The organism is Streptomyces sp. NPDC031064, assembly GCF_055570965.1.
Genome location: NZ_JBVIGF010000007.1, coordinates 215,153 through 232,052, shown reverse-complemented (window position 1 = coordinate 232,052; position 16,900 = coordinate 215,153). Strand labels below are relative to the sequence as shown.

The 16,900-nt window shown below is 72.8% G+C and carries 19 protein-coding genes; 12 read left to right on the top strand and 7 right to left on the bottom strand.

What is annotated here, in order from left to right; genetic code table 11:
• Nucleotides 1-183: 183 nt before the first annotated feature.
• Complete coding sequence (locus ACZ46W_RS25415; protein ID WP_468341689.1) at nt 184-1,524, top strand: tetratricopeptide repeat protein; 1,341 nt, start codon at nt 184-186, stop codon at nt 1,522-1,524.
• Between the two features lie 86 nt (nt 1,525-1,610).
• The gene (locus ACZ46W_RS25410; RefSeq protein WP_468341686.1) at nt 1,611-2,141 is read left to right on the top strand and encodes an NUDIX hydrolase; all 531 of its coding nucleotides are present in this window, start codon (nt 1,611-1,613) and stop codon (nt 2,139-2,141) included.
• Nucleotides 2,142-2,148: 7 nt separating this feature from the next.
• On the opposite strand, the gene ACZ46W_RS25405 is transcribed toward ACZ46W_RS25410, so the two are convergent.
• The gene (locus ACZ46W_RS25405) at nt 2,149-2,406 is read right to left on the bottom strand and encodes a hypothetical protein (protein ID WP_366130641.1); all 258 of its coding nucleotides are present in this window, start codon (nt 2,404-2,406) and stop codon (nt 2,149-2,151) included.
• Between the two features lie 143 nt (nt 2,407-2,549).
• On the bottom strand, nt 2,550-3,413 hold the full coding sequence (locus ACZ46W_RS25400; RefSeq protein ID WP_468341683.1) for a 3-hydroxybutyryl-CoA dehydrogenase: 864 nt from the start codon (nt 3,411-3,413) through the stop codon (nt 2,550-2,552).
• A 169-nt stretch (nt 3,414-3,582) separates the two neighbouring features.
• Between ACZ46W_RS25400 and ACZ46W_RS25395 the strand changes: the two genes are divergently transcribed.
• Nucleotides 3,583-4,848: a glycoside hydrolase family 10-like protein gene (locus tag ACZ46W_RS25395; RefSeq protein WP_468341680.1), complete on the top strand. Its 1,266-nt coding sequence runs from the start codon at nt 3,583-3,585 to the stop codon at nt 4,846-4,848.
• A 56-nt stretch (nt 4,849-4,904) separates the two neighbouring features.
• Here the strand turns inward: ACZ46W_RS25395 and ACZ46W_RS25390 are convergent, their stop codons facing one another.
• Entirely contained in the window at nt 4,905-5,099 is a 195-nt protein-coding gene (locus ACZ46W_RS25390) for a DUF1918 domain-containing protein (protein ID WP_468341677.1), read from the bottom strand.
• Nucleotides 5,100-5,238: 139 nt separating this feature from the next.
• Here ACZ46W_RS25390 and ACZ46W_RS25385 point away from each other — a divergent pair, with 139 nt between their 5' ends.
• On the top strand, nt 5,239-5,712 hold the full coding sequence (locus ACZ46W_RS25385) for a GNAT family N-acetyltransferase (protein WP_468341674.1): 474 nt from the start codon (nt 5,239-5,241) through the stop codon (nt 5,710-5,712).
• 7 nt (nt 5,713-5,719) lie between these two features.
• On the top strand, nt 5,720-6,934 hold the full coding sequence (locus ACZ46W_RS25380) for a methyltransferase (RefSeq protein ID WP_468341671.1): 1,215 nt from the start codon (nt 5,720-5,722) through the stop codon (nt 6,932-6,934).
• Here ACZ46W_RS25380 and ACZ46W_RS25375 read toward each other — a convergent pair.
• From ACZ46W_RS25375 to ACZ46W_RS25365, 3 genes are all read right to left on the bottom strand, one after another.
• Nucleotides 6,924-7,430 carry an AraC family ligand binding domain-containing protein gene (locus ACZ46W_RS25375; RefSeq protein WP_468341668.1) on the bottom strand — a complete coding sequence of 169 codons (507 nt, stop codon included), beginning with the start codon at nt 7,428-7,430 and terminating at the stop codon, nt 6,924-6,926. The genes ACZ46W_RS25380 and ACZ46W_RS25375 overlap by 11 nt on opposite strands.
• 85 nt (nt 7,431-7,515) lie before the next feature.
• The gene (locus ACZ46W_RS25370; RefSeq protein ID WP_468341665.1) at nt 7,516-8,205 is read right to left on the bottom strand and encodes a response regulator; all 690 of its coding nucleotides are present in this window, start codon (nt 8,203-8,205) and stop codon (nt 7,516-7,518) included.
• A complete protein-coding gene (locus tag ACZ46W_RS25365) occupies nt 8,202-9,383 on the bottom strand; it encodes a sensor histidine kinase (RefSeq protein WP_468341662.1) in 1,182 nt (393 codons plus the stop codon). Before ACZ46W_RS25365 ends, ACZ46W_RS25370 begins: the two co-directional genes overlap by 4 nt.
• Nucleotides 9,384-9,515: 132 nt before the next feature.
• Here ACZ46W_RS25365 and ACZ46W_RS25360 point away from each other — a divergent pair, with 132 nt between their 5' ends.
• From ACZ46W_RS25360 to ACZ46W_RS25330, 7 genes are all read left to right on the top strand, one after another.
• Complete coding sequence (locus tag ACZ46W_RS25360; RefSeq protein WP_468341659.1) at nt 9,516-10,427, top strand: ABC transporter ATP-binding protein; 912 nt, start codon at nt 9,516-9,518, stop codon at nt 10,425-10,427.
• Nucleotides 10,424-11,236 (top strand): ABC transporter permease, encoded by an 813-nt coding sequence (locus ACZ46W_RS25355; RefSeq protein WP_468341656.1) that lies wholly within the window; start codon nt 10,424-10,426, stop codon nt 11,234-11,236. The genes ACZ46W_RS25360 and ACZ46W_RS25355 overlap by 4 nt, the downstream gene beginning before the upstream one ends.
• 76 nt (nt 11,237-11,312) lie before the next feature.
• Complete coding sequence (argC, locus tag ACZ46W_RS25350; RefSeq protein WP_468341654.1) at nt 11,313-12,341, top strand: N-acetyl-gamma-glutamyl-phosphate reductase; 1,029 nt, start codon at nt 11,313-11,315, stop codon at nt 12,339-12,341.
• Nucleotides 12,338-13,489, top strand: coding sequence for a bifunctional glutamate N-acetyltransferase/amino-acid acetyltransferase ArgJ (gene argJ, locus ACZ46W_RS25345; protein WP_468341651.1), 1,152 nt, complete (start codon nt 12,338-12,340; stop codon nt 13,487-13,489). The genes argC and argJ overlap by 4 nt, the downstream gene beginning before the upstream one ends.
• Nucleotides 13,486-14,388: an acetylglutamate kinase gene (gene argB, locus ACZ46W_RS25340; RefSeq protein WP_468341649.1), complete on the top strand. Its 903-nt coding sequence runs from the start codon at nt 13,486-13,488 to the stop codon at nt 14,386-14,388. The genes argJ and argB overlap by 4 nt, the downstream gene beginning before the upstream one ends.
• Nucleotides 14,385-15,581 carry an acetylornithine transaminase gene (locus ACZ46W_RS25335; RefSeq protein WP_468341646.1) on the top strand — a complete coding sequence of 399 codons (1,197 nt, stop codon included), beginning with the start codon at nt 14,385-14,387 and terminating at the stop codon, nt 15,579-15,581. Before argB ends, ACZ46W_RS25335 begins: the two co-directional genes overlap by 4 nt.
• A gap of 7 nt (nt 15,582-15,588) precedes the next feature.
• Nucleotides 15,589-16,125, top strand: coding sequence for an arginine repressor (locus tag ACZ46W_RS25330; RefSeq protein WP_064068099.1), 537 nt, complete (start codon nt 15,589-15,591; stop codon nt 16,123-16,125).
• A gap of 27 nt (nt 16,126-16,152) precedes the next feature.
• Here ACZ46W_RS25330 and ACZ46W_RS25325 read toward each other — a convergent pair whose 3' ends face one another.
• Entirely contained in the window at nt 16,153-16,839 is a 687-nt protein-coding gene (locus tag ACZ46W_RS25325; RefSeq protein WP_468341643.1) for a L,D-transpeptidase family protein, read from the bottom strand.
• Between the last annotated feature and the right edge of the window lie 61 nt (nt 16,840-16,900).

The following is a 16,900-nucleotide window of genomic DNA, read 5'->3' as shown; positions in this document are numbered from 1 at the left end:
GGGCCGTCGCACTGTACGAGGGGGAGCCGACGGCCCGGCCGCCTCTGTGAGAGACCGCCCAGTCAACCGGCGCCGGAAGCACGGCGGCAGAGCACGCGGGGCACGGATACGGGCATTCCGTTCACACCCCGTGCGAACGCGGCTCCACTAGTCTGGGCACACCGAGTCACCGGAGGGGCACCCATGCAGCCCAACACCCTGCTCGACGCCCTGCTCGACGAGGCGGGGATATCGCACGCGGGCCTGGCCGCCCACGTCAACCAGGCCGGCCGGGCGAGAGGCCTGGCGCTGCGGTACGAACACACGGCCGTGGCACGCTGGTTGAAGGGCCAGCGCCCGCGCGGCCAGGTGCCGGACCTGATCTGCGAGGTGCTCGGCGCCCGGCTGCACCGCCCGGTCACCCTCGACGACATCGGGCTGGGCGTCCCCGGCGAGGCGGCCGTCACGCACGGCTCGCCGCTGTCCGGCTTCGTGGAGCGGGCCACCGCGCTGTGGCGCTCCGACGAACAGCAACGGCCGCACATACTGGGCGCTCCCGCGGTCACCGGCACGCCCGCCGTCATGCCCGTCTGGGAGTGGGAGAACCCCCCGGAGGACGCGGACGTCTCGCGCGACGGCCAGACCCGCGTCAGCATGTCCGACATCACCATGCTGCGCGCGGCCCGGGCCCACTACGAGCTGATGTACCGCCGGGCGGGCGGGATCGCCACCCGCGCCCGGATCGTCGGCTTCCTGAACGCGGAGACCGCGCCGCTGCTGCGCGGCAGCTACAACGACGCCATGGGCCGCCAGTTGCACCGGGCGACCGGCGGGCTGGTCGCGGTGGCCGGCATCTGCGCCTACGACTCGGACGCGCACGGCCTCGCCCAGCGCTACTTCCACCAGGCGCTGCGGCTGGCGAAGGCGAGCGGGGACCGGGGGCTGGGCGCTTATGTGATCGCCCTGCTGGTCAACCAGTCGCTGTTCATGGGGGAGTACCGGCAGGCGGTGGCGTTCGCGGAGGCGGCGCTGCGCACCGCCGGGGCGCAGATCACCCCCGCGCTCGCCGCGGACCTGTACGCCATGCAGGCGAAGGCGTACGCGCACCTCGGTGACGGGGCCGGTGCGCTGCGGTGCATCAGGCGCGCCGAGTCGGAGGCGGAGCGCATCCGGCCGGGGCACGAGCCGGACGAGACCGGCTACGTACAGCCGGGCCTGGTCAACGTGCAGGTCGCCGAGGCCCTGCTGAGCCTGGGGGACCTGGACGGGGCGCGGGAGCACGCCGCGGCCGCCGTGCGCACCCCGGCGCACGACCGGGGGCGGGTGCACCGGCTCGCCATGCTGAGCCAGATAGAGCTGCGCCAGGGAGAGGCGGACCGGGCGGCGCAGACGGCTGCCGAGATGGCCGAGCGGGCGAGGGGGATGGAGTCGCAGCGGCTGCGGGACCGGCTGCGGGAGGTGCGGGAGCACCTGGTGGCCAGCGGGTGCAGCGACGCGGAGGAGGCGGCCGACCTCATCGACGGGGCCCTGCGCGTGCCGCTGTGACCTTGCCGTGCTTCCGGTGCGACGTTCCGCCGACTCGGTGAGCCTGCTGCGATATTGCCATCTACTTGTCGGAAGGTGGCAGAAACGTGCAGTGGACGAACCTGAGTGAGCAAACCATCTATGAAAACCGCTGGTTCAAGGTCAACCTGGCGGATGTCGCACTCCCCGACGGCCGGCACCTGGACCACTTCCTCATCCGGCTGCGGCCGGTCGCCGTCGCGACCGCCGTCAACGAGGCCAATGAGGTGCTGATGCTGTGGCGGCACCGCTTCATCACCGATAGCTGGGGCTGGGAGCTGGCCGCCGGGGTGGTCGAGGACGGCGAGGACATCGCGGCCGCCGCCGCCCGGGAGATGGAGGAGGAGACGGGGTGGCGCCCAGGGCCGTTGCAGCACCTGCTGACCGTCGAGCCGTCCAACGGTCTGACCGACGCCCGCCACCATCTGTACTGGGCGGAGGACGCGACCTACATGGGCCACCCCGAGGACGACTTCGAGTCCTCCCGCCGCGAATGGATACCGCTGAAGCTGGTCCCGGACATGATCGCGCGCGGCGAGGTCCCGGCCGCCAACATGGCGGCCGGGCTCCTGATGCTGCACCATCTCCGGCTCGGCTGACGCCGCCTCAGTTGCCGAGCGCCTGCCAGACCGCCACCGCGAGGGCGCCCACGGCGGTGAGCGCGGACACGGCGGGAAGTGGCCACTTGGCCTGCTCCAGCGCCGCGACGCGCGCGGCCAGATCGGTCAGATCACGGTCGATCTGGCCGTGGCGCTGGGCGAGCAGCGCGAGCTGCCCGTCGATCCGGGCGAGCCCGACGTCGAGACAGCGGCGCAGCTCTGCGAACTCCTCGACGGCCGTTAAGTGATCGGGATCGGTGGTCACGGTTTCCGCTCCTGTTCGTCGACTGGGGCGGATCCGAGTCAACTCTCCCAGGTGGGGCGGGGGGAGCGTGTGCGCAGGGCATATGCGAACACGCTCCGCACACCCCGTGCGAAAGTTCGTCGCTCTGGGTTACGACCCGGAGGTCACGATCCGTACGGGTAGAACCCGGAGCCCGTCTTCCGGCCCAGGCGCCCCGCGTCCACCATGCGCTGGAGCAGCGGCGGAGCGGCGTACAGCGGCTCCTTGTACTCGGCGTACATCGAGTCCGCGACCGAGGCGACGGTGTCCAGGCCGATCAGGTCGGCCAGCTTGAGCGGGCCCATGGGGTGGGCGCAGCCCAGCTCCATGCCGTTGTCGATGTCCTCGCGGCTGGCGATGCCCGACTCGAACATCCGGATCGCGGAGAGGAGGTAGGGGATCAGCAGCGCGTTCACCACGAAGCCGGAGCGGTCCTGGGCGCGGATCGCGTGCTTGCCGAGCACCTTCTCGACCACGGCCTGCGAGCGGCTGATCGTGCCCTCGGAGGTGGTCAGCGCCGGGATCAGCTCGACGAGCTGCTGCACCGGGGCGGGGTTGAAGAAGTGGATGCCGATGACCTGGTCGGGGCGGGACGTCGCCACGGCCAGCTTCACCAGCGGGATGGAGGAGGTGTTGGAGGCGAGGATCGCGTCCTGACGGGTCACCACCTGGTCGAGGACCTGGAAGATCTCGGTCTTCACCTGCTCGTTCTCGACGACCGCCTCGATGACCAGGTCACGGTCGGCGAACTCGCCGAGGTCGGTGGTGAAGCTCAGCCTGGCGAGCGTCGCGTCGCGCTCCTCCTCGGTGATCTTGCCGCGCTGGGCGGCCTTGGAGAGGGAGTTGTACAGCCGGGTACGGCCGATCTCCAGGGCCTCGCCGGTGGTCTCGGCGACCTTGACCTCCAGGCCGCTGCGGGCACATACCTCCGCGATGCCCGCGCCCATCTGGCCGCAGCCGACCACTCCGACGCGTTCGATGTCGGTCACATCGTGCCTTTCGCTGATCTTCCATGCGGCAGGACCCCCGTGTGATTCCGGTGCCCGCCTCGACCCCACGACGTTACTCCGTTCGCGCGGATGGAGGGCGGTCCGGGGCGGGCATGCTCTGCGGGGAAAGGGAGAGACCGGGAGCAACCCACTCGTTAGGGGCATATGCATGCGGCATATCGGCAGAAGAGGCCTGGCGGCGGCAGCGGCCGGGGTGGTGGCGTCGCTGTGGGCGACCGGGGACGCGGGCGCGGTGGCGCGGCCCGACCGCGAGGACCGGAGGACGCACAGGAGCCGGAAGGCGGCCGGCAAGGAGTTCCGGGGGATGTGGCTGGCGACCGTCGCCAACCGCGACTGGCCCTCCAAGCCGGGACTGCCCGCCGACCGGCAGCGGGCCGAGCTGCTGGCCTTCCTCGACAAGGCGGTGGAGCGGCGGCTGAACGCGGTGATCTTCCAGGTGCGGCCCACCGCCGACGCGCTGTGGCCCTCGCCGTACGAGCCGTGGTCGCAGTACCTCACCGGCGTCCAGGGCAGGGACCCCGGCTGGGACCCGCTGGGCACGGCGGTGGCCGAGGCGCACGCGCGCGACCTGGAGCTGCACGCCTGGTTCAACCCGTACCGGGTGGCCAACCACACCGATCCGGCCAGGCTGGCGGACGGGCACCCGGCCCGGGTGCACCCGGACTGGGTCCTGCCCTACGGCGGGAAGCTTTACTACAACCCGGGGCTGCCCCAGGTGCGGCGCTTCGTCGAGGACGCCATGCTCGACGCCGTACGCCGCTACGACATCGACGCCGTCCACTTCGACGACTACTTCTACCCGTACCCGGTCGCCGGCCAGTCCTTCGCCGACGACGACACCTACGCCACCCATGGCGCGGGCTTCCCGGACAAGGCCGCCTGGCGGCGCGACAACATCGACCGACTGGTGCGGGAGATGTCCGAGCGCATCCGCGAGATCGACAAGGACGTACGGTTCGGGATCAGCCCGTTCGGCGTGTGGCGCAACGTCGCCACCGACCCGCTCGGCTCGGACACCCGGGCGGGCGTGCAGACCTACGACCACCTGCACGCGGACACCCGCAAATGGGTGAAGGAACGCTGGATCGACTACGTGGTGCCGCAGCTCTACTGGCACATCGGATTCACCGCCGCCGACTACGCCAAACTGGTCCCCTGGTGGGACGACGTGGCCCGCGGCACGAACGTGGACCTGTACGTGGGGGAGGCCCTGTACAAGGCCGGTGACCCCGCGCAGCCCGCCGCCTGGCAGGACCCGGCGGAGCTGTCACGCCACCTCACGCTGGCCGGGGAGTACCCCCGGGTGCGCGGCCATGTCTTCTTCTCGGCCAAGGAGGTCGTGACGGACCGCATCGGGGCGATGGCCAGGGTCGTGGCCGACCACTACCCGACGCCGGTCCGTCCGCCGGGGTGAGACCTCGGCCGGGGCGGGCCGGCTCCTGGGCGGACCGGTGTTCCGGGCGGGCCGGACTAGCTGGGCTCCTTGTGGCGTACGACGCTGTCGGGGCCCGGGGACATCACGGCTTCGTGTCCGTCGTCGGTGAAGCGGACGCGGTACGGGGGTGTTCCGTCCGGCCCGAGCACTTCGATGACCTCGGCGGTCCTGTCGTGCTGGCCGACGACCCTGCCGTGCACCAGCAATGTGTCGCCCACAGTCGCGTGCATCGAGTGACCTCCTCGCGACGGTTTTGCCCTACTTGTCGTTCCGTATGGGGAGTCTACGTCCGCAGGTGTGGTCCGCGTCACCCGAGGAAGCCGTTCGGTCGGCTTCCACCGGGCGGGCCCGCCCTGCCAGAGTCCGATCATGGACGAGACCACGACGACCCCGGACGCGGGCCTGGACGCGTACGAGATCTCCACCGACGCCGCCCGCCTGGACCGGGCCCGCATCCACCACTGGCTGTCCACCGACGCCTACTGGGCGCTGGGCCGCAGCCGCGACAAGCAGGACCGCGCCATCGACGGATCGCTCAACTTCGGCGCGTACGAAGTGGCCTCCGGCGAACAGGTCGCCTACGCCCGCGCCGTCACCGACCACGCCACCTTCGCCTGGCTCTGCGACGTCTACGTCGACCGCCCGGCCCGTGGCCGGGGGCTGGGCACCGCACTGGTCGAGGCGGTCCGCGACCACTTCGCCCCGCTCGGGATCAAGCGCATCATGCTCGCCACCCATGACGCGCACGGCGTGTACGAGAAGCTCGGCTTCCGGCCGCTGGACGTGCCGGAGCACTGGATGGCGCTCCGGTTCCCCGAGCCCCCGGACCACCGGCTAGCCTGAGCGCACGATGAACCGTTTGACCACGTCATGGGGCGATTACGCCCTCACCCGCTTCCCCGAGGACCCGCGCGACCGGCTGCGTGCCTGGGACGCCGCCGACGAGTACCTGCTGCGCCACCTGGCGCGGACGCCGGGGGAGGCCGAGGAGGACGCGGCGCAGCCCCACGGGGAGGCCCCGGAGGAGCCCGCCCTCCCCGGCTCCGGCACCGTGGCCGTGGTCGGCGACCGGTGGGGCGCCCTGGTCACCTCCCTCGCCCGGCACCGCCCCGGGCAGGTCGTCCAGATCACCGACTCGTTCCTCGCCCGCGAGGCCACCCGCGCCAACCTCGCCCGCAACGGGCTCGATTCCGCCGCCGTGCGGCTGCTGACCACCAGGGACACCCCGCCGGACCGCGTCGACGTGCTGCTGGTCCGCGTCCCCAAGAGCCTCGCGCTCCTGGAGGACCAACTGCACCGCCTCGCCCCCGCCGTGCACCCCGGGACGGTCGTCGTCGGCACCGGCATGGTCAAGGAGATCCACACCTCCACGCTCAGGCTCTTCGAGCGGATCATCGGCCCCACCCGCACCTCCCTGGCCGTCAAGAAGGCCCGGCTCATCTTCTCCACGCCGGACCCCTCCCTGCCGCGCACCCCCAGCCCCTGGCCGCACCGCTACGCCCTGCCCGACGACGCCCCGGCCCCCGTCGCCGGCCGGACCGTCGTCAACCACGCCGGCATCTTCTGCGCCGACCGCCTCGACATCGGCACCCGCTTCTTCCTCCAGCACCTGCCGCGCGGGCTCGGTGACTCCCGGGTCGTCGACCTCGGCTGCGGCAACGGCGTGGTCGGCCTCGCCGTGGCGCTGGCCGAACCCGGCGCCCGGCTCGTGTTCGCCGACGAGTCGTACCAGGCCGTGGCCTCGGCCGAGGAGACGTTCCGGGCCGGTGCCGCGCCCGGCGCCGAGGCGGAGTTCCTGGTGGGCGACGGACTCGCGGACATGCCCGCCGGCTCCGTCGACCTCGTCCTCAACAACCCGCCGTTCCACAGCCACCAGGTGATGACCGACCTGACGGCCCGGCGGATGTTCTCCGGGGCGCGGCGCGCCCTGCGCCCCGGCGGCGAACTGTGGGTCGTCGGCAACCGGCACCTCGGCTACCACGTGACGCTGCGCCGCATCTTCGGCAACTGCGAAGTGGTGGCGAGCGACCCGAAGTTCGTCGTCCTGAGGGCGGTCAGGAAGTAGACGTCTCCGCCGCCGGCAGCCGCGTCCCGCAGCGCCCGCAGAAGCGGACGTCGGACTCGTCGGGCGCGAGCCGCCCGCACTCGGGGCACACCCGGTGGAGCAGGCACGCGGCCTCGCCTCCGCCGGCGGGTGCGGCGGTACGGATGGTGAGCCCCGGGCGGCGGCGGTGCACCGTCAGGTACGTCAGGCCACCCGGCCCCGCCGCCACACCGCGCCGGGAGCCGCGCGGCAGCCACACCAGGGACCCCGCCTCCAACGGCTGCTCCCCGTCCCCGGTGTCGAGCCGCCCGCCGCCGTCCACCACGTACAGGAGCACGTCCAGATCGGGCTCCACGTGCGCCGGGACCCGGGTGTCCGGCGTGACCCGGATCAGGTTGGCGTCCAGTTGACGCCCGTCGGCCGCGAGCCGCCACAGCGCGCCGCCCCGGTCGGCCGGCACGCCGCGGAACAACTCGCCCGCCCGGGCCAGTACCGCCGCCTCTCCGTTCCCCGTCACCCGTTCCTCCACGTACGCCTGTGTCGCCGGACCTGTGCGGAAGCGGATGCTACCCGCCCGGGCGCGCGTGTCCGGACGATGTGGTTCATGAGGCGTGCGGCCCCACCAGGCCCGACTCGTAGGCCAGGATGACGAGCTGGACCCGGTCACGGGCGCCCAGTTTGCTCAGCAGCCGCGCCACGTGCGCCTTGGCGGTGGCCACGCTGATGACGAGCCGGGCGGCGATCTCGCCGTTGGACAGGCCCCGCCCCACCAGGGTCAGCACCTCGCGCTCCCGCTCGGTGATCCCCGCCGGCAGTCGCGCGGCCGGCCGCCCGGGATTCTCGGGACGGGCGGCGAACTCCTCGATCAGGCGCCGTGTGACGCTCGGCGCGATCAGCGCGTCCCCGGCGGCGACCACCCGGATCGCCGAGAGGATGTCCTCCAGCGCCATGTCCTTGACGAGGAACCCGCCCGCGCCCGAGCGGAGCGCCGCGTGCACGTACTCGTCGTCGTCGAACGTGGTGAGGACGAGGACGCGCGTCGCCCCCGATCCGTCGGCCGTGATCAGCCGGGTGGCCTCGATGCCGTCCATGCCGGGCATCCGGATGTCCATCACCACCACGTCGGGGCGGGTCTCCCGCACCAGTTGGACCGCTTCGGCGCCCGTCGCGGCCTCTCCGACGACGTCGATGCCGGGGGTGTCGGCCATCAGGACGCGCAGACCGGCGCGGATCAGCGGCTGGTCGTCCGCGAGGACGACCCTCACGGTGGTGCCGGTCAGGGGGTGTGTCATGGGACCTGGACTCCTTCGGGCAGGGGCAGTAGGGCCGCTACGCGGAAGCCGCCGCCGGGACGCGGGCCGGCGCTGAACCGGCCGCCCAGCAGCCCTACCCGCTCCCGCATGCCGACCAGTCCGTACCCGGTGGCCGCGACGGGCCCGCCCCGCCCGTCGTCCTCGACGTCGATGGACAGCTCGCCGTCCCGGTGCTCCACCGTGACGCGGCAGTCACGGGTGCCCGCGTGGCGCACGACGTTGGTCAGCGCCTCCTGGACGATCCGGAACGCCGCCAGGTCCACGTCGGCGGGCACGGGGCGCCACGCGCCGCGCCGGCGCACGTCGACCCGGACTCCGGCGTCCAGCACCGAGGCCGCCAGCCGGTCCAGGTCCGCCAGCCCGGGGGCGGGGCCGAGCGGGGCGGTGCCGGGCCCGGCGGGGTCCGCGTCGGTACGGCGGAGCGCGCCGAGCGTGCGGCGCAGTCCGGCGAGCGTCTCCCTGCTGGTGGCCTCGATCGTGGCGAGCGCGGCGCGTGCCTCGTCCGGCCGGGTGTCGATGACCCGCCGGCCCACGCCCGCCTGGATGGCGATGACGCCGACGCTGTGCGCGATGACGTCGTGCAACTCGCGGGCGATCCGGAGCCGTTCGGCGGCGACCGCCCGGGCCGCGGTCTGGGCGCGCAGCGCGGCCGCGTGCTCCCGCCGCTCGCGTACCGAATGCCCCGTCAGCCAGGCCGCGGCGGCGGCGAGGGCGAGGAGGACGGCGTTCCGGGTGAACTGGTCCGCCCCCGACGTGTAGTAGCCGGCGGAGCCCATGTGCACGGCCAGCGCCGCCACGGCCGCGGCGATCCCCTCGCGGCGGGGGCGGGTGGCCACGACGTACCCGACGGCGACGTCGTTCACGAGGACCAGCAGATAGGCGACCTCGGTCGACGGCCAGGTGGTCGCCGCCGCGAACATACCGGCCAGCATCAGGCCGAGCGCCGGCAGCGGCCGGCGCCGCAGCAGGGCGACGGGCAGCACCGTGAGGGCGGCCGACAGGCAGAACCGGAGGACGGCGGAACGGTAGGGCCCGGCCTGGACGGCGAAGAACAGCGCGACCGGGTACGCGAGCGCCCCGCACCACGCCAGGGCGCTCCACGCGCCCGGCCGGACACGCTCGCGCAGCGGGGTGCGCGGTGTGGCGGCGGCGGACATGCCGCGATCGTATGCGCCCGCGCACGGCGGGACATCGGCCCACGGGCGTACGCCCGGAGGCCACATGGGCCCCGGCGAGTGTGGCCGGCGGCCCGATGCCCCGGGCCCGGCCCGCGCGGCACCGTGGGCCGGGTGATCGAAGTCAACGAACTGACCAAGCGATACGGCGACACCACCGCCGTCAACGGCCTGACCTTCACCGTCCGCCCCGGCCATGTCACCGGCTTCCTCGGCCCCAACGGCGCCGGGAAGAGCACCACCCTGCGCATGCTGCTGGGCCTGAACACGCCCACCGCCGGAACCGCCACCATCGACGGCCGTCCCTTCCGCGACCGCCCGCGCGGGCTGCGTCACGTCGGCGCGCTGCTCGACGCCCAGGACGTCCACGGCGGTCGCCGCGCCGCCGCGCACCTGTCCGCCCTGGCCCGTAGCAACGGCATCCCCCGGCGCCGGGTGGACGAGGTGCTGGAGGAGGTGGGGCTGGCGAGCGCGGCCCGGCGCCGCATCGGCGGGTTCTCCCTCGGGATGAGGCAGCGGCTGGGCATCGCCGCCGCGCTGCTCGGAGACCCGCCGGTGCTGCTCTTCGACGAGCCGGTCAACGGCCTGGACCCGGAGGGCGTGCTGTGGGTGCGGGGCCTGTTCCGGAGGCTGGCGGCCGAGGGGCGGACCGTGTTCGTCTCCAGCCACCTGATGTCCGAGATGGAGAGCACCGCCGAGCAACTCGTGGTCATCGGCCGGGGCCGGCTGATCGCCGCCGAGAGCGTGGCGGAGTTCGCGGCCCGGGGCACCCGCCGCGGGGTGACCGTCAGGACGCCCGACACCGCGGGCCTGGCGGCCGTCCTGTCCTCCGAGGGCGCCTCGGCCCACCCCGACGGCGACGGAACGCTCACCGTGACCGGCATGGAAGCGGCCCGCGTCGGCGAGCTCGCCGCCCACCACCGCATCCCGCTGCTGGAACTGTCCGTCCGTACCTCCTCCCTCGAAGAGGCCTTCATGGAGCTCACCGCCGACAGCGTCGACCACCTCGCGGGGAGAGACCGATGACCGTCCGCTTCACCGACCTCCTCGCCGCCGAGTGGATCAAGACGTGGTCGCTGCGCTCGACCCCCTGGGTTTTCCTGCTCGGCGCCCTGGCGGTGGTCGGGATCAACGTCAACGGCTCGCTCGCCGACTACCGCAACTATCCGAACTACCCCCAGGCCAACAAGGACTTCTTCGTCCCCCTCTGGTCACTGCGGGACGCCTTCACCGTCGAGTCGTCCATGGTCCTGATGCTCGCCACCGGCAGCATCGGCGCCCTCACGGTGATCAGCGAGTACGGCACCGGGCAGATCCGCACCACCTTCGCGGCCGTGCCCGCCCGCCACTCGGTGGTGGCGGCCAAGCTGGCCGTGGTCACGGTGCTCATGACCCTCTACGGCGCCCTCGTCGCCGCCACGTCCTTCGGCGTGACCCAGGCGATCCTCTCCGGGCGGGGCGTCGGAGTCGCCCTCGACCACCCGGGCGCGCTGCGCGTCGTCGTGGCGTCCGCCCTGCTGGCGCCGGTGTGCGCGCTCGCCGGCATGGGGCTCGGCGCGATCATCCGGCACACGGCCGGCACCATCGTCGCCGTCACCGGCGTCCTCCTGCTGCTGCCGTCCCTCTTCACCGACCGCGACCGCTGGTCGGCCACCGTGCTCCACGCACTGCCCCACGGCGCCTGGCGCCGCCTGGTCGAGATCGAGGTGACCGGCTGGCCCGCGCCCCCGGTCGCGTACCCCTCCACGATCGCCGGATCATGGATCGTGTACGGGGTGTGGGCGGTGGGCGCGGCGGTCGTGGCCCTGGTGATGATCGACCGCCGGGACGTGTGAGACGTCCGGGGGCGAGGAAGGCTTTGCATAAAACTGCAAGGCAGCGTATAGTCATGCCATCGACGAGGAGGGTTCGATGGCAGTACGAGCAGCAGTGGCAGGCGCGAGCGGATACGCGGGCGGAGAGGTACTCCGTCTGCTCCTCGGCCACCCCCGAGTCGAGATCGGCGCCCTGACCGGCCACTCCAACGCCGGGCAGACCTTCGGCACGCTACAGCCCCACCTGCTGCCGCTCGCCGACCGCGTCCTGGAGCCGACCACCCCCGAGGTGCTCGCCGGCCACGACGTCGTCTTCCTCGCCCTGCCGCACGGCCAGTCCGCCGCCGTGGCCGAGCAGCTCGGCGACGACGTCCTCGTCGTCGACATGGGTGCCGACTTCCGGCTGAAGGACGCCGCCGACTGGGAGAAGTTCTACGGCTCCCCGCACGCCGGTACCTGGCCCTACGGCCTCCCCGAGCTGCCGGGCGCCCGCGCCGCGCTGGAGGGGTCCAAGCGCATCGCGGTGCCCGGCTGCTACCCCACCGCCGTGTCGCTCGCGCTGTTCCCCGCGTACGCCGCCGGCCTCGCCGAGCCCGAGGCGGTGATCGTCGCCGCCACCGGCACCTCCGGCGCGGGCAAGGCGCTCAAGCCGCACCTGCTCGGCTCCGAGGTCATGGGCTCCATGAGCCCCTACGGCGTCGGCGGCGGCCACCGCCACACGCCCGAGATGATGCAGAACCTCGGCATGGTCGCCGGCGAGCCCGTCACCGTCTCCTTCACCCCGACCCTCGCCCCCATGGCGCGCGGCATCCTCGCCACGTGCAGCGCCAAGGCCAAGCCGGGCACCACGGCCGAGGACGTCCGGGCCGCCTACGCCAAGGCGTACGCCGACGAGCCGTATCTCCACCTCCTCCCCGAGGGCCAGTGGCCCGCGACGGCCTCCGTCTACGGCTCCAACGCCGTTCAGGTCCAGGTCGCGTACGACGAGGCGGCGGGCCGGGTCATCGCGATCAGCGCCATCGACAACCTCACCAAGGGCACCGCCGGCGGCGCGGTGCAGAGCATGAACATCGCCCTCGGGCTCCCCGAGGAGACCGGGCTTTCCACGATCGGAGTCGCACCGTGAGTGTCACGGCAGCAAAGGGATTCACGGCCGCGGGCATCGCCGCCGGGATCAAGGAGAACGGCAACCCGGACCTGGCCCTCGTGGTCAACACCGGTCCCCGCCGTGCCGCCGCGGGCGTCTTCACCTCCAACCGCGTCAAGGCCGCGCCCGTGCTGTGGTCCGAGCAGGTCCTGAAGGCGGGCGAGCTGACCGCCGTCGTCCTCAACTCGGGCGGCGCCAACGCCTGCACCGGCCCCAAGGGCTTCCAGGACACCCACGCCACCGCCGAGAAGGTGGCGGAGGTCCTGGACATCGGCGCCGGCGAGGTCGCCGTCGCGTCCACCGGCCTCATCGGCGTACTCCTGCCCATGGACAAGCTCCTGCCCGGCGTCGAGAAGGCCGCCAAGGAGCTGTCCGAGCACGGCGGCGAGAAGGCCGCCATCGCCATCAAGACCACCGACACCGTCCACAAGACGTCCGTGGTGACGAAGGACGGCTGGACCGTCGGCGGCATGGCCAAGGGCGCGGGCATGCTCGCCCCCGGCCTCGCCACCATGCTCGTCGTCCTCACCACCGACGCCGACGTCGACGCCCCGACGCTCGACAAGGCGCTGCGGGACGCCACCCGGGTCACCTTCGACCGGGTCGACTCCGACGGCTGCATGTCCACCAACGACACCGTCCTGCTCCTCGCCTCCGGCGCCTCCGGCCTCACCCCCGCGTACGCCGACTTCGCCGACGCCGTGACGAAGGTCTGCGACGACCTCGGCCGCCAGCTCATCGGCGACGCCGAAGGCGCGTCCAAGGACATCCGCGTCGAGGTCGTCAACGCGGCGAGCGAGGACGACGCCGTCGAGGTGGGGCGCTCCATCGCCCGCAACAACCTGCTCAAGTGCGCCATCCACGGCGAGGACCCCAACTGGGGCCGGGTCCTGTCCGCCATCGGCACCACCAAGGCCGCCTTCGAGCCCGACCGGCTCAATGTCGCCATCAACGGCGTCTGGGTCTGCAAGAACGGCTCGGTCGGCGAGGACCGCGACCTCGTCGACATGCGGTACCGCGAAGTGACGATCACCGCCGACCTCGCGGCGGGCTCCGCGTCCGCCGTCATCTGGACCAACGACCTCACCGCCGACTACGTCCACGAGAACAGCGCGTACAGCTCATGAGTACTACTCGCAAGCACACCGCCCTGCCCAAGGCGCAGATCCTCATCGAGGCGCTGCCCTGGCTGACGCGCCATCACGGCAAGACCGTCGTCATCAAGTTCGGCGGGAACGCCATGGTCGACGAGGAACTGAAGGCCGCCTTCGCCCAGGACGTCGTCTTCCTCCGCCACGCCGGACTCCGGCCGGTCGTCGTGCACGGCGGCGGCCCGCAGATCAGCGCCCAGCTCGACAAACAGGGCCTGGTCAGCGAGTTCAAGGCGGGCCTCCGCGTCACCACGCCCGAGGCGATGGACATCGTACGGATGGTGCTCGCCGGACAGGTCCAGCGGGAGCTCGTCGGGCTGCTCAACCAGCACGGCCCGTTCGCCGTCGGCATGACCGGCGAGGACGCGCACACCATCACCGCCACCAAGCACCGGCCGCGCATCGAGGGCGAGCTCGTCGACATCGGCCGGGTCGGCGAGATCACCGAGATCGACACGGGTGCCATCGAGGCACTGCTGGACAACGGCCGCATCCCGGTCGTCTCCTCGATCGCCCGTTCCCAGGACGACGGACATGTCTACAACGTCAATGCTGATACGGCGGCTGCGGCACTCGCTGCGGCGCTGGGTGCCGAGACCCTGATGGTCCTCACCGACGTCGAGGGCCTCTACGAGGACTGGCCCAACAGCGACGAGGTCATCAGCCGCCTCACCGCCAGTGAACTGGAGAAACTGCTGCCCGAGCTCTCCAGCGGCATGGTCCCCAAGATGGAGGGCTGCCTGCACGCCGTGCGCAACGGCGTCACCACCGCGCGCGTCATCGACGGGCGCGTGCAGCACTCCATCCTGCTGGAGATCTTCACCGACGAGGGCATCGGCACGATGGTCGTGCCGGACGGACAGGGGGAGTCATGACCGGCAACGAGCACCTGACCCGGCGGTGGCAGGGCGCGCTGATGGACAACTACGGCACGCCCCGGATCCCTCTCGTACGCGGTGAGGGCGCCCGGGTCTGGGACGCGGACGGCACCGAGTACCTCGACTTCGTCGGCGGCATCGCCGTCAACGCCCTGGGCCACGCGCACCCCGCCGTCGTCGAGGCGGTCTCGCGGCAGATCGGCTCCCTCGGCCACGTCTCCAACCTCTTCGTCGCCGAGCCGCCGGTCGCCCTCGCCGAGCGGCTGCTCCAGCTCCTCGGCCGCCCCGGCCGGGTCTTCTTCTGCAACTCGGGCGCCGAGGCCAACGAAGCCGCCTTCAAGATCGGCCGGCTGACGGGCCGGACCCACATGGTCGCGACGACCGGCGGCTTCCACGGCCGCACCATGGGCTCCCTCGCGCTCACCGGCCAGCCCGGTAAGCAGGAGCCGTTCCTGCCCCTGCCCGGCGACGTCACGCACGTACCGTACGGAGACGTCGAAGCGCTGCGTGGGGCCGTGACGGAGAGCACCGCCCTTGTCATCATCGAGCCCATCCAGGGCGAGAACGGTGTCATCGTCCCGCCGCCCGGCTACCTGAAGGCCGCCCGCGAGATCACCCGTGCCACCGGCACCCTGCTCGTCCTCGACGAGGTGCAGACCGGCATCGGCCGGTGCGGCCACTGGTTCGAGCACCAGGCGCACGGCGTCGACCCCGACATCGTCACCCTCGCCAAGGGCCTGGGCGGCGGTCTGCCCATCGGCGCGACCGTCGCCTTCGGGGAGGCTGCCGAACTGCTCAAGCCCGGCCACCACGGCACCACCTTCGGCGGCAACCCGGTCGCGTGCGCCGCCGGACTCGCCGTACTGGACACGCTCGCGGCCGACGGAGCCCTCGACAAGGTCAAGCGCCTCGGCGAGAAGCTCCGCGACGGAATCGAGGCCCTGGACCACCCGCTGGTCTCCCACGTCCGTGGCGCGGGCCTGCTGCTGGGTATCGTGCTCACCGAGCCCCTCGCGCCCCAGGTGCAGCAGGCGGCTCAGGACGCCGGCCTCCTGGTGAACGCGCCCGCCCCCGATGTCGTACGGCTCATGCCGCCGCTGATCATCGGCGACGACGACGTGGACGCCTTCCTCCGGGCCCTGCCCGGCGTCCTCAGCAGCGTGCACGGGGAAGGACGATCCGGAGAATGAGACGACGATGACCGACGCGCAGGACCTTGAGCACGGAGGGCCGTCCGTTCCGCAGACCCGCACCGCACGCCACCGCCGGATCGTGGACATCCTCAACCGGCAGCCGGTGCGTTCCCAGAGCCAGCTCGCGAAGCTCCTCGCCGACGACGGGCTGAGCGTCACCCAGGCGACGCTCTCCCGGGACCTCGACGAGCTGGGCGCGGTGAAGATCCGCAACACCGGCGGCGAGCTGATCTACGCGGTGCCCAGCGAGGGCGGCTTCCGCACCCCGCAGGCCCCGCTCGGGGAGTCGGCCAAGGAGGAGCGGATGCGGCGCCTCTCGGGCGAGCTGCTGATCTCCGCCGAGGCCTCCGCCAACCTGGTGGTGCTGCGCACGCCGCCGGGCGCCGCCCAGTTCCTCGCGTCGGCCATCGACCAGGCCGAGCTGCACGCCATCCTCGGCACCATCGCCGGTGACGACACGCTGCTGCTCATCTCCCGCGACCCGGCGGGCGGCCAGGCCCTCGCGGACCACCTGCTGCGGCTGGCGCAGAAGGAGCGGTAGGCCCGCCGGCAGCCCGGCGGCGGTGCCTCAGTACCGCACGATCGCCGTCGGGCCGCCCCCGCCGGTGCCGATGGCGATGTGCGGTCGCCGCCAGGGCTTCGCCCACGCCAGGATGCGCCGCATCGCACCCGCCGGCACGGCGACGCAACCGGCCGTCGGGCGCTGCCCCGCGACGTGCAGGAAGATGCCCGCGCCGCGCCCGCGCACCGGGCGGTCGTAGTTGAAGCCGATCACCAGCGCGTGCGCGTACAACCGCCCGTACGTGATGAGGTGCTCGGCCTCCGCCGCCCGGCAGTCGGCGGGCAGCCCCTCCACCCAGCGGTTGTACGCGCGGGAGCGGTTGTCCTGGCACCACCAGGAGTCGCGCGTCACCCGGCGGTGGCGGACGGCCGTGCCCGCCGGGGCGGCGTCGATGCCGAAGGCGTACGGGAGGCGGTAGAGCCCCGTCGGTGTGGTGGACGTGCCCTGGCGCCGCCGGCCGCCCTCCACCAGGCCGTTCGCCCCGAACCTGGCCGGTGCCGACCCCACCCGGACCCACCGCCCGAGGCGCCGGTCCCACCACGTGACCGTCCCGGTGGTGGACCCGGCGCGTGGCGCCTCGGCCGTGATGAGCTGCGTACCGCCGCCCGTGTCGGCCATCCGCTCGGGCAGTGGCGCCCGGTCCACGGGCGTGAGCGTCAGGAGCAGGGCCGCGAGGGCGAGACCGAGGCGCATGCCGGGACCGTACGCGTCCGGCCCGCGCGCCGCTCACCGGGCGCGGCCGAACAGGGGCCGG

Bases quoted from the DNA above. Each gene is read 5' to 3' on its own strand.
- ACZ46W_RS25415 (WP_468341689.1), top strand. From the start codon at position 184: ATGCAGCCCAACACCCTGCTCGACGCCCTGCTCGACGAGGCGGGGATA.
- ACZ46W_RS25395 (WP_468341680.1), top strand. From the start codon at position 3,583: ATGCGGCATATCGGCAGAAGAGGCCTGGCGGCGGCAGCGGCCGGGGTG.
- ACZ46W_RS25390 (WP_468341677.1), bottom strand. From the start codon at position 5,099: ATGCACGCGACTGTGGGCGACACATTGCTGGTGCACGGCAGGGTCGTC.
- ACZ46W_RS25385 (WP_468341674.1), top strand. From the start codon at position 5,239: ATGGACGAGACCACGACGACCCCGGACGCGGGCCTGGACGCGTACGAG.
- ACZ46W_RS25380 (WP_468341671.1), top strand. From the start codon at position 5,720: ATGAACCGTTTGACCACGTCATGGGGCGATTACGCCCTCACCCGCTTC.
- ACZ46W_RS25370 (WP_468341665.1), bottom strand. From the start codon at position 8,205: ATGACACACCCCCTGACCGGCACCACCGTGAGGGTCGTCCTCGCGGAC.
- ACZ46W_RS25365 (WP_468341662.1), bottom strand. From the start codon at position 9,383: ATGTCCGCCGCCGCCACACCGCGCACCCCGCTGCGCGAGCGTGTCCGG.
- ACZ46W_RS25355 (WP_468341656.1), top strand. From the start codon at position 10,424: ATGACCGTCCGCTTCACCGACCTCCTCGCCGCCGAGTGGATCAAGACG.
- argC (WP_468341654.1), top strand. From the start codon at position 11,313: ATGGCAGTACGAGCAGCAGTGGCAGGCGCGAGCGGATACGCGGGCGGA.
- argB (WP_468341649.1), top strand. From the start codon at position 13,486: ATGAGTACTACTCGCAAGCACACCGCCCTGCCCAAGGCGCAGATCCTC.
- ACZ46W_RS25335 (WP_468341646.1), top strand. From the start codon at position 14,385: ATGACCGGCAACGAGCACCTGACCCGGCGGTGGCAGGGCGCGCTGATG.
- ACZ46W_RS25330 (WP_064068099.1), top strand. From the start codon at position 15,589: ATGACCGACGCGCAGGACCTTGAGCACGGAGGGCCGTCCGTTCCGCAG.
- ACZ46W_RS25325 (WP_468341643.1), bottom strand. From the start codon at position 16,839: ATGCGCCTCGGTCTCGCCCTCGCGGCCCTGCTCCTGACGCTCACGCCC.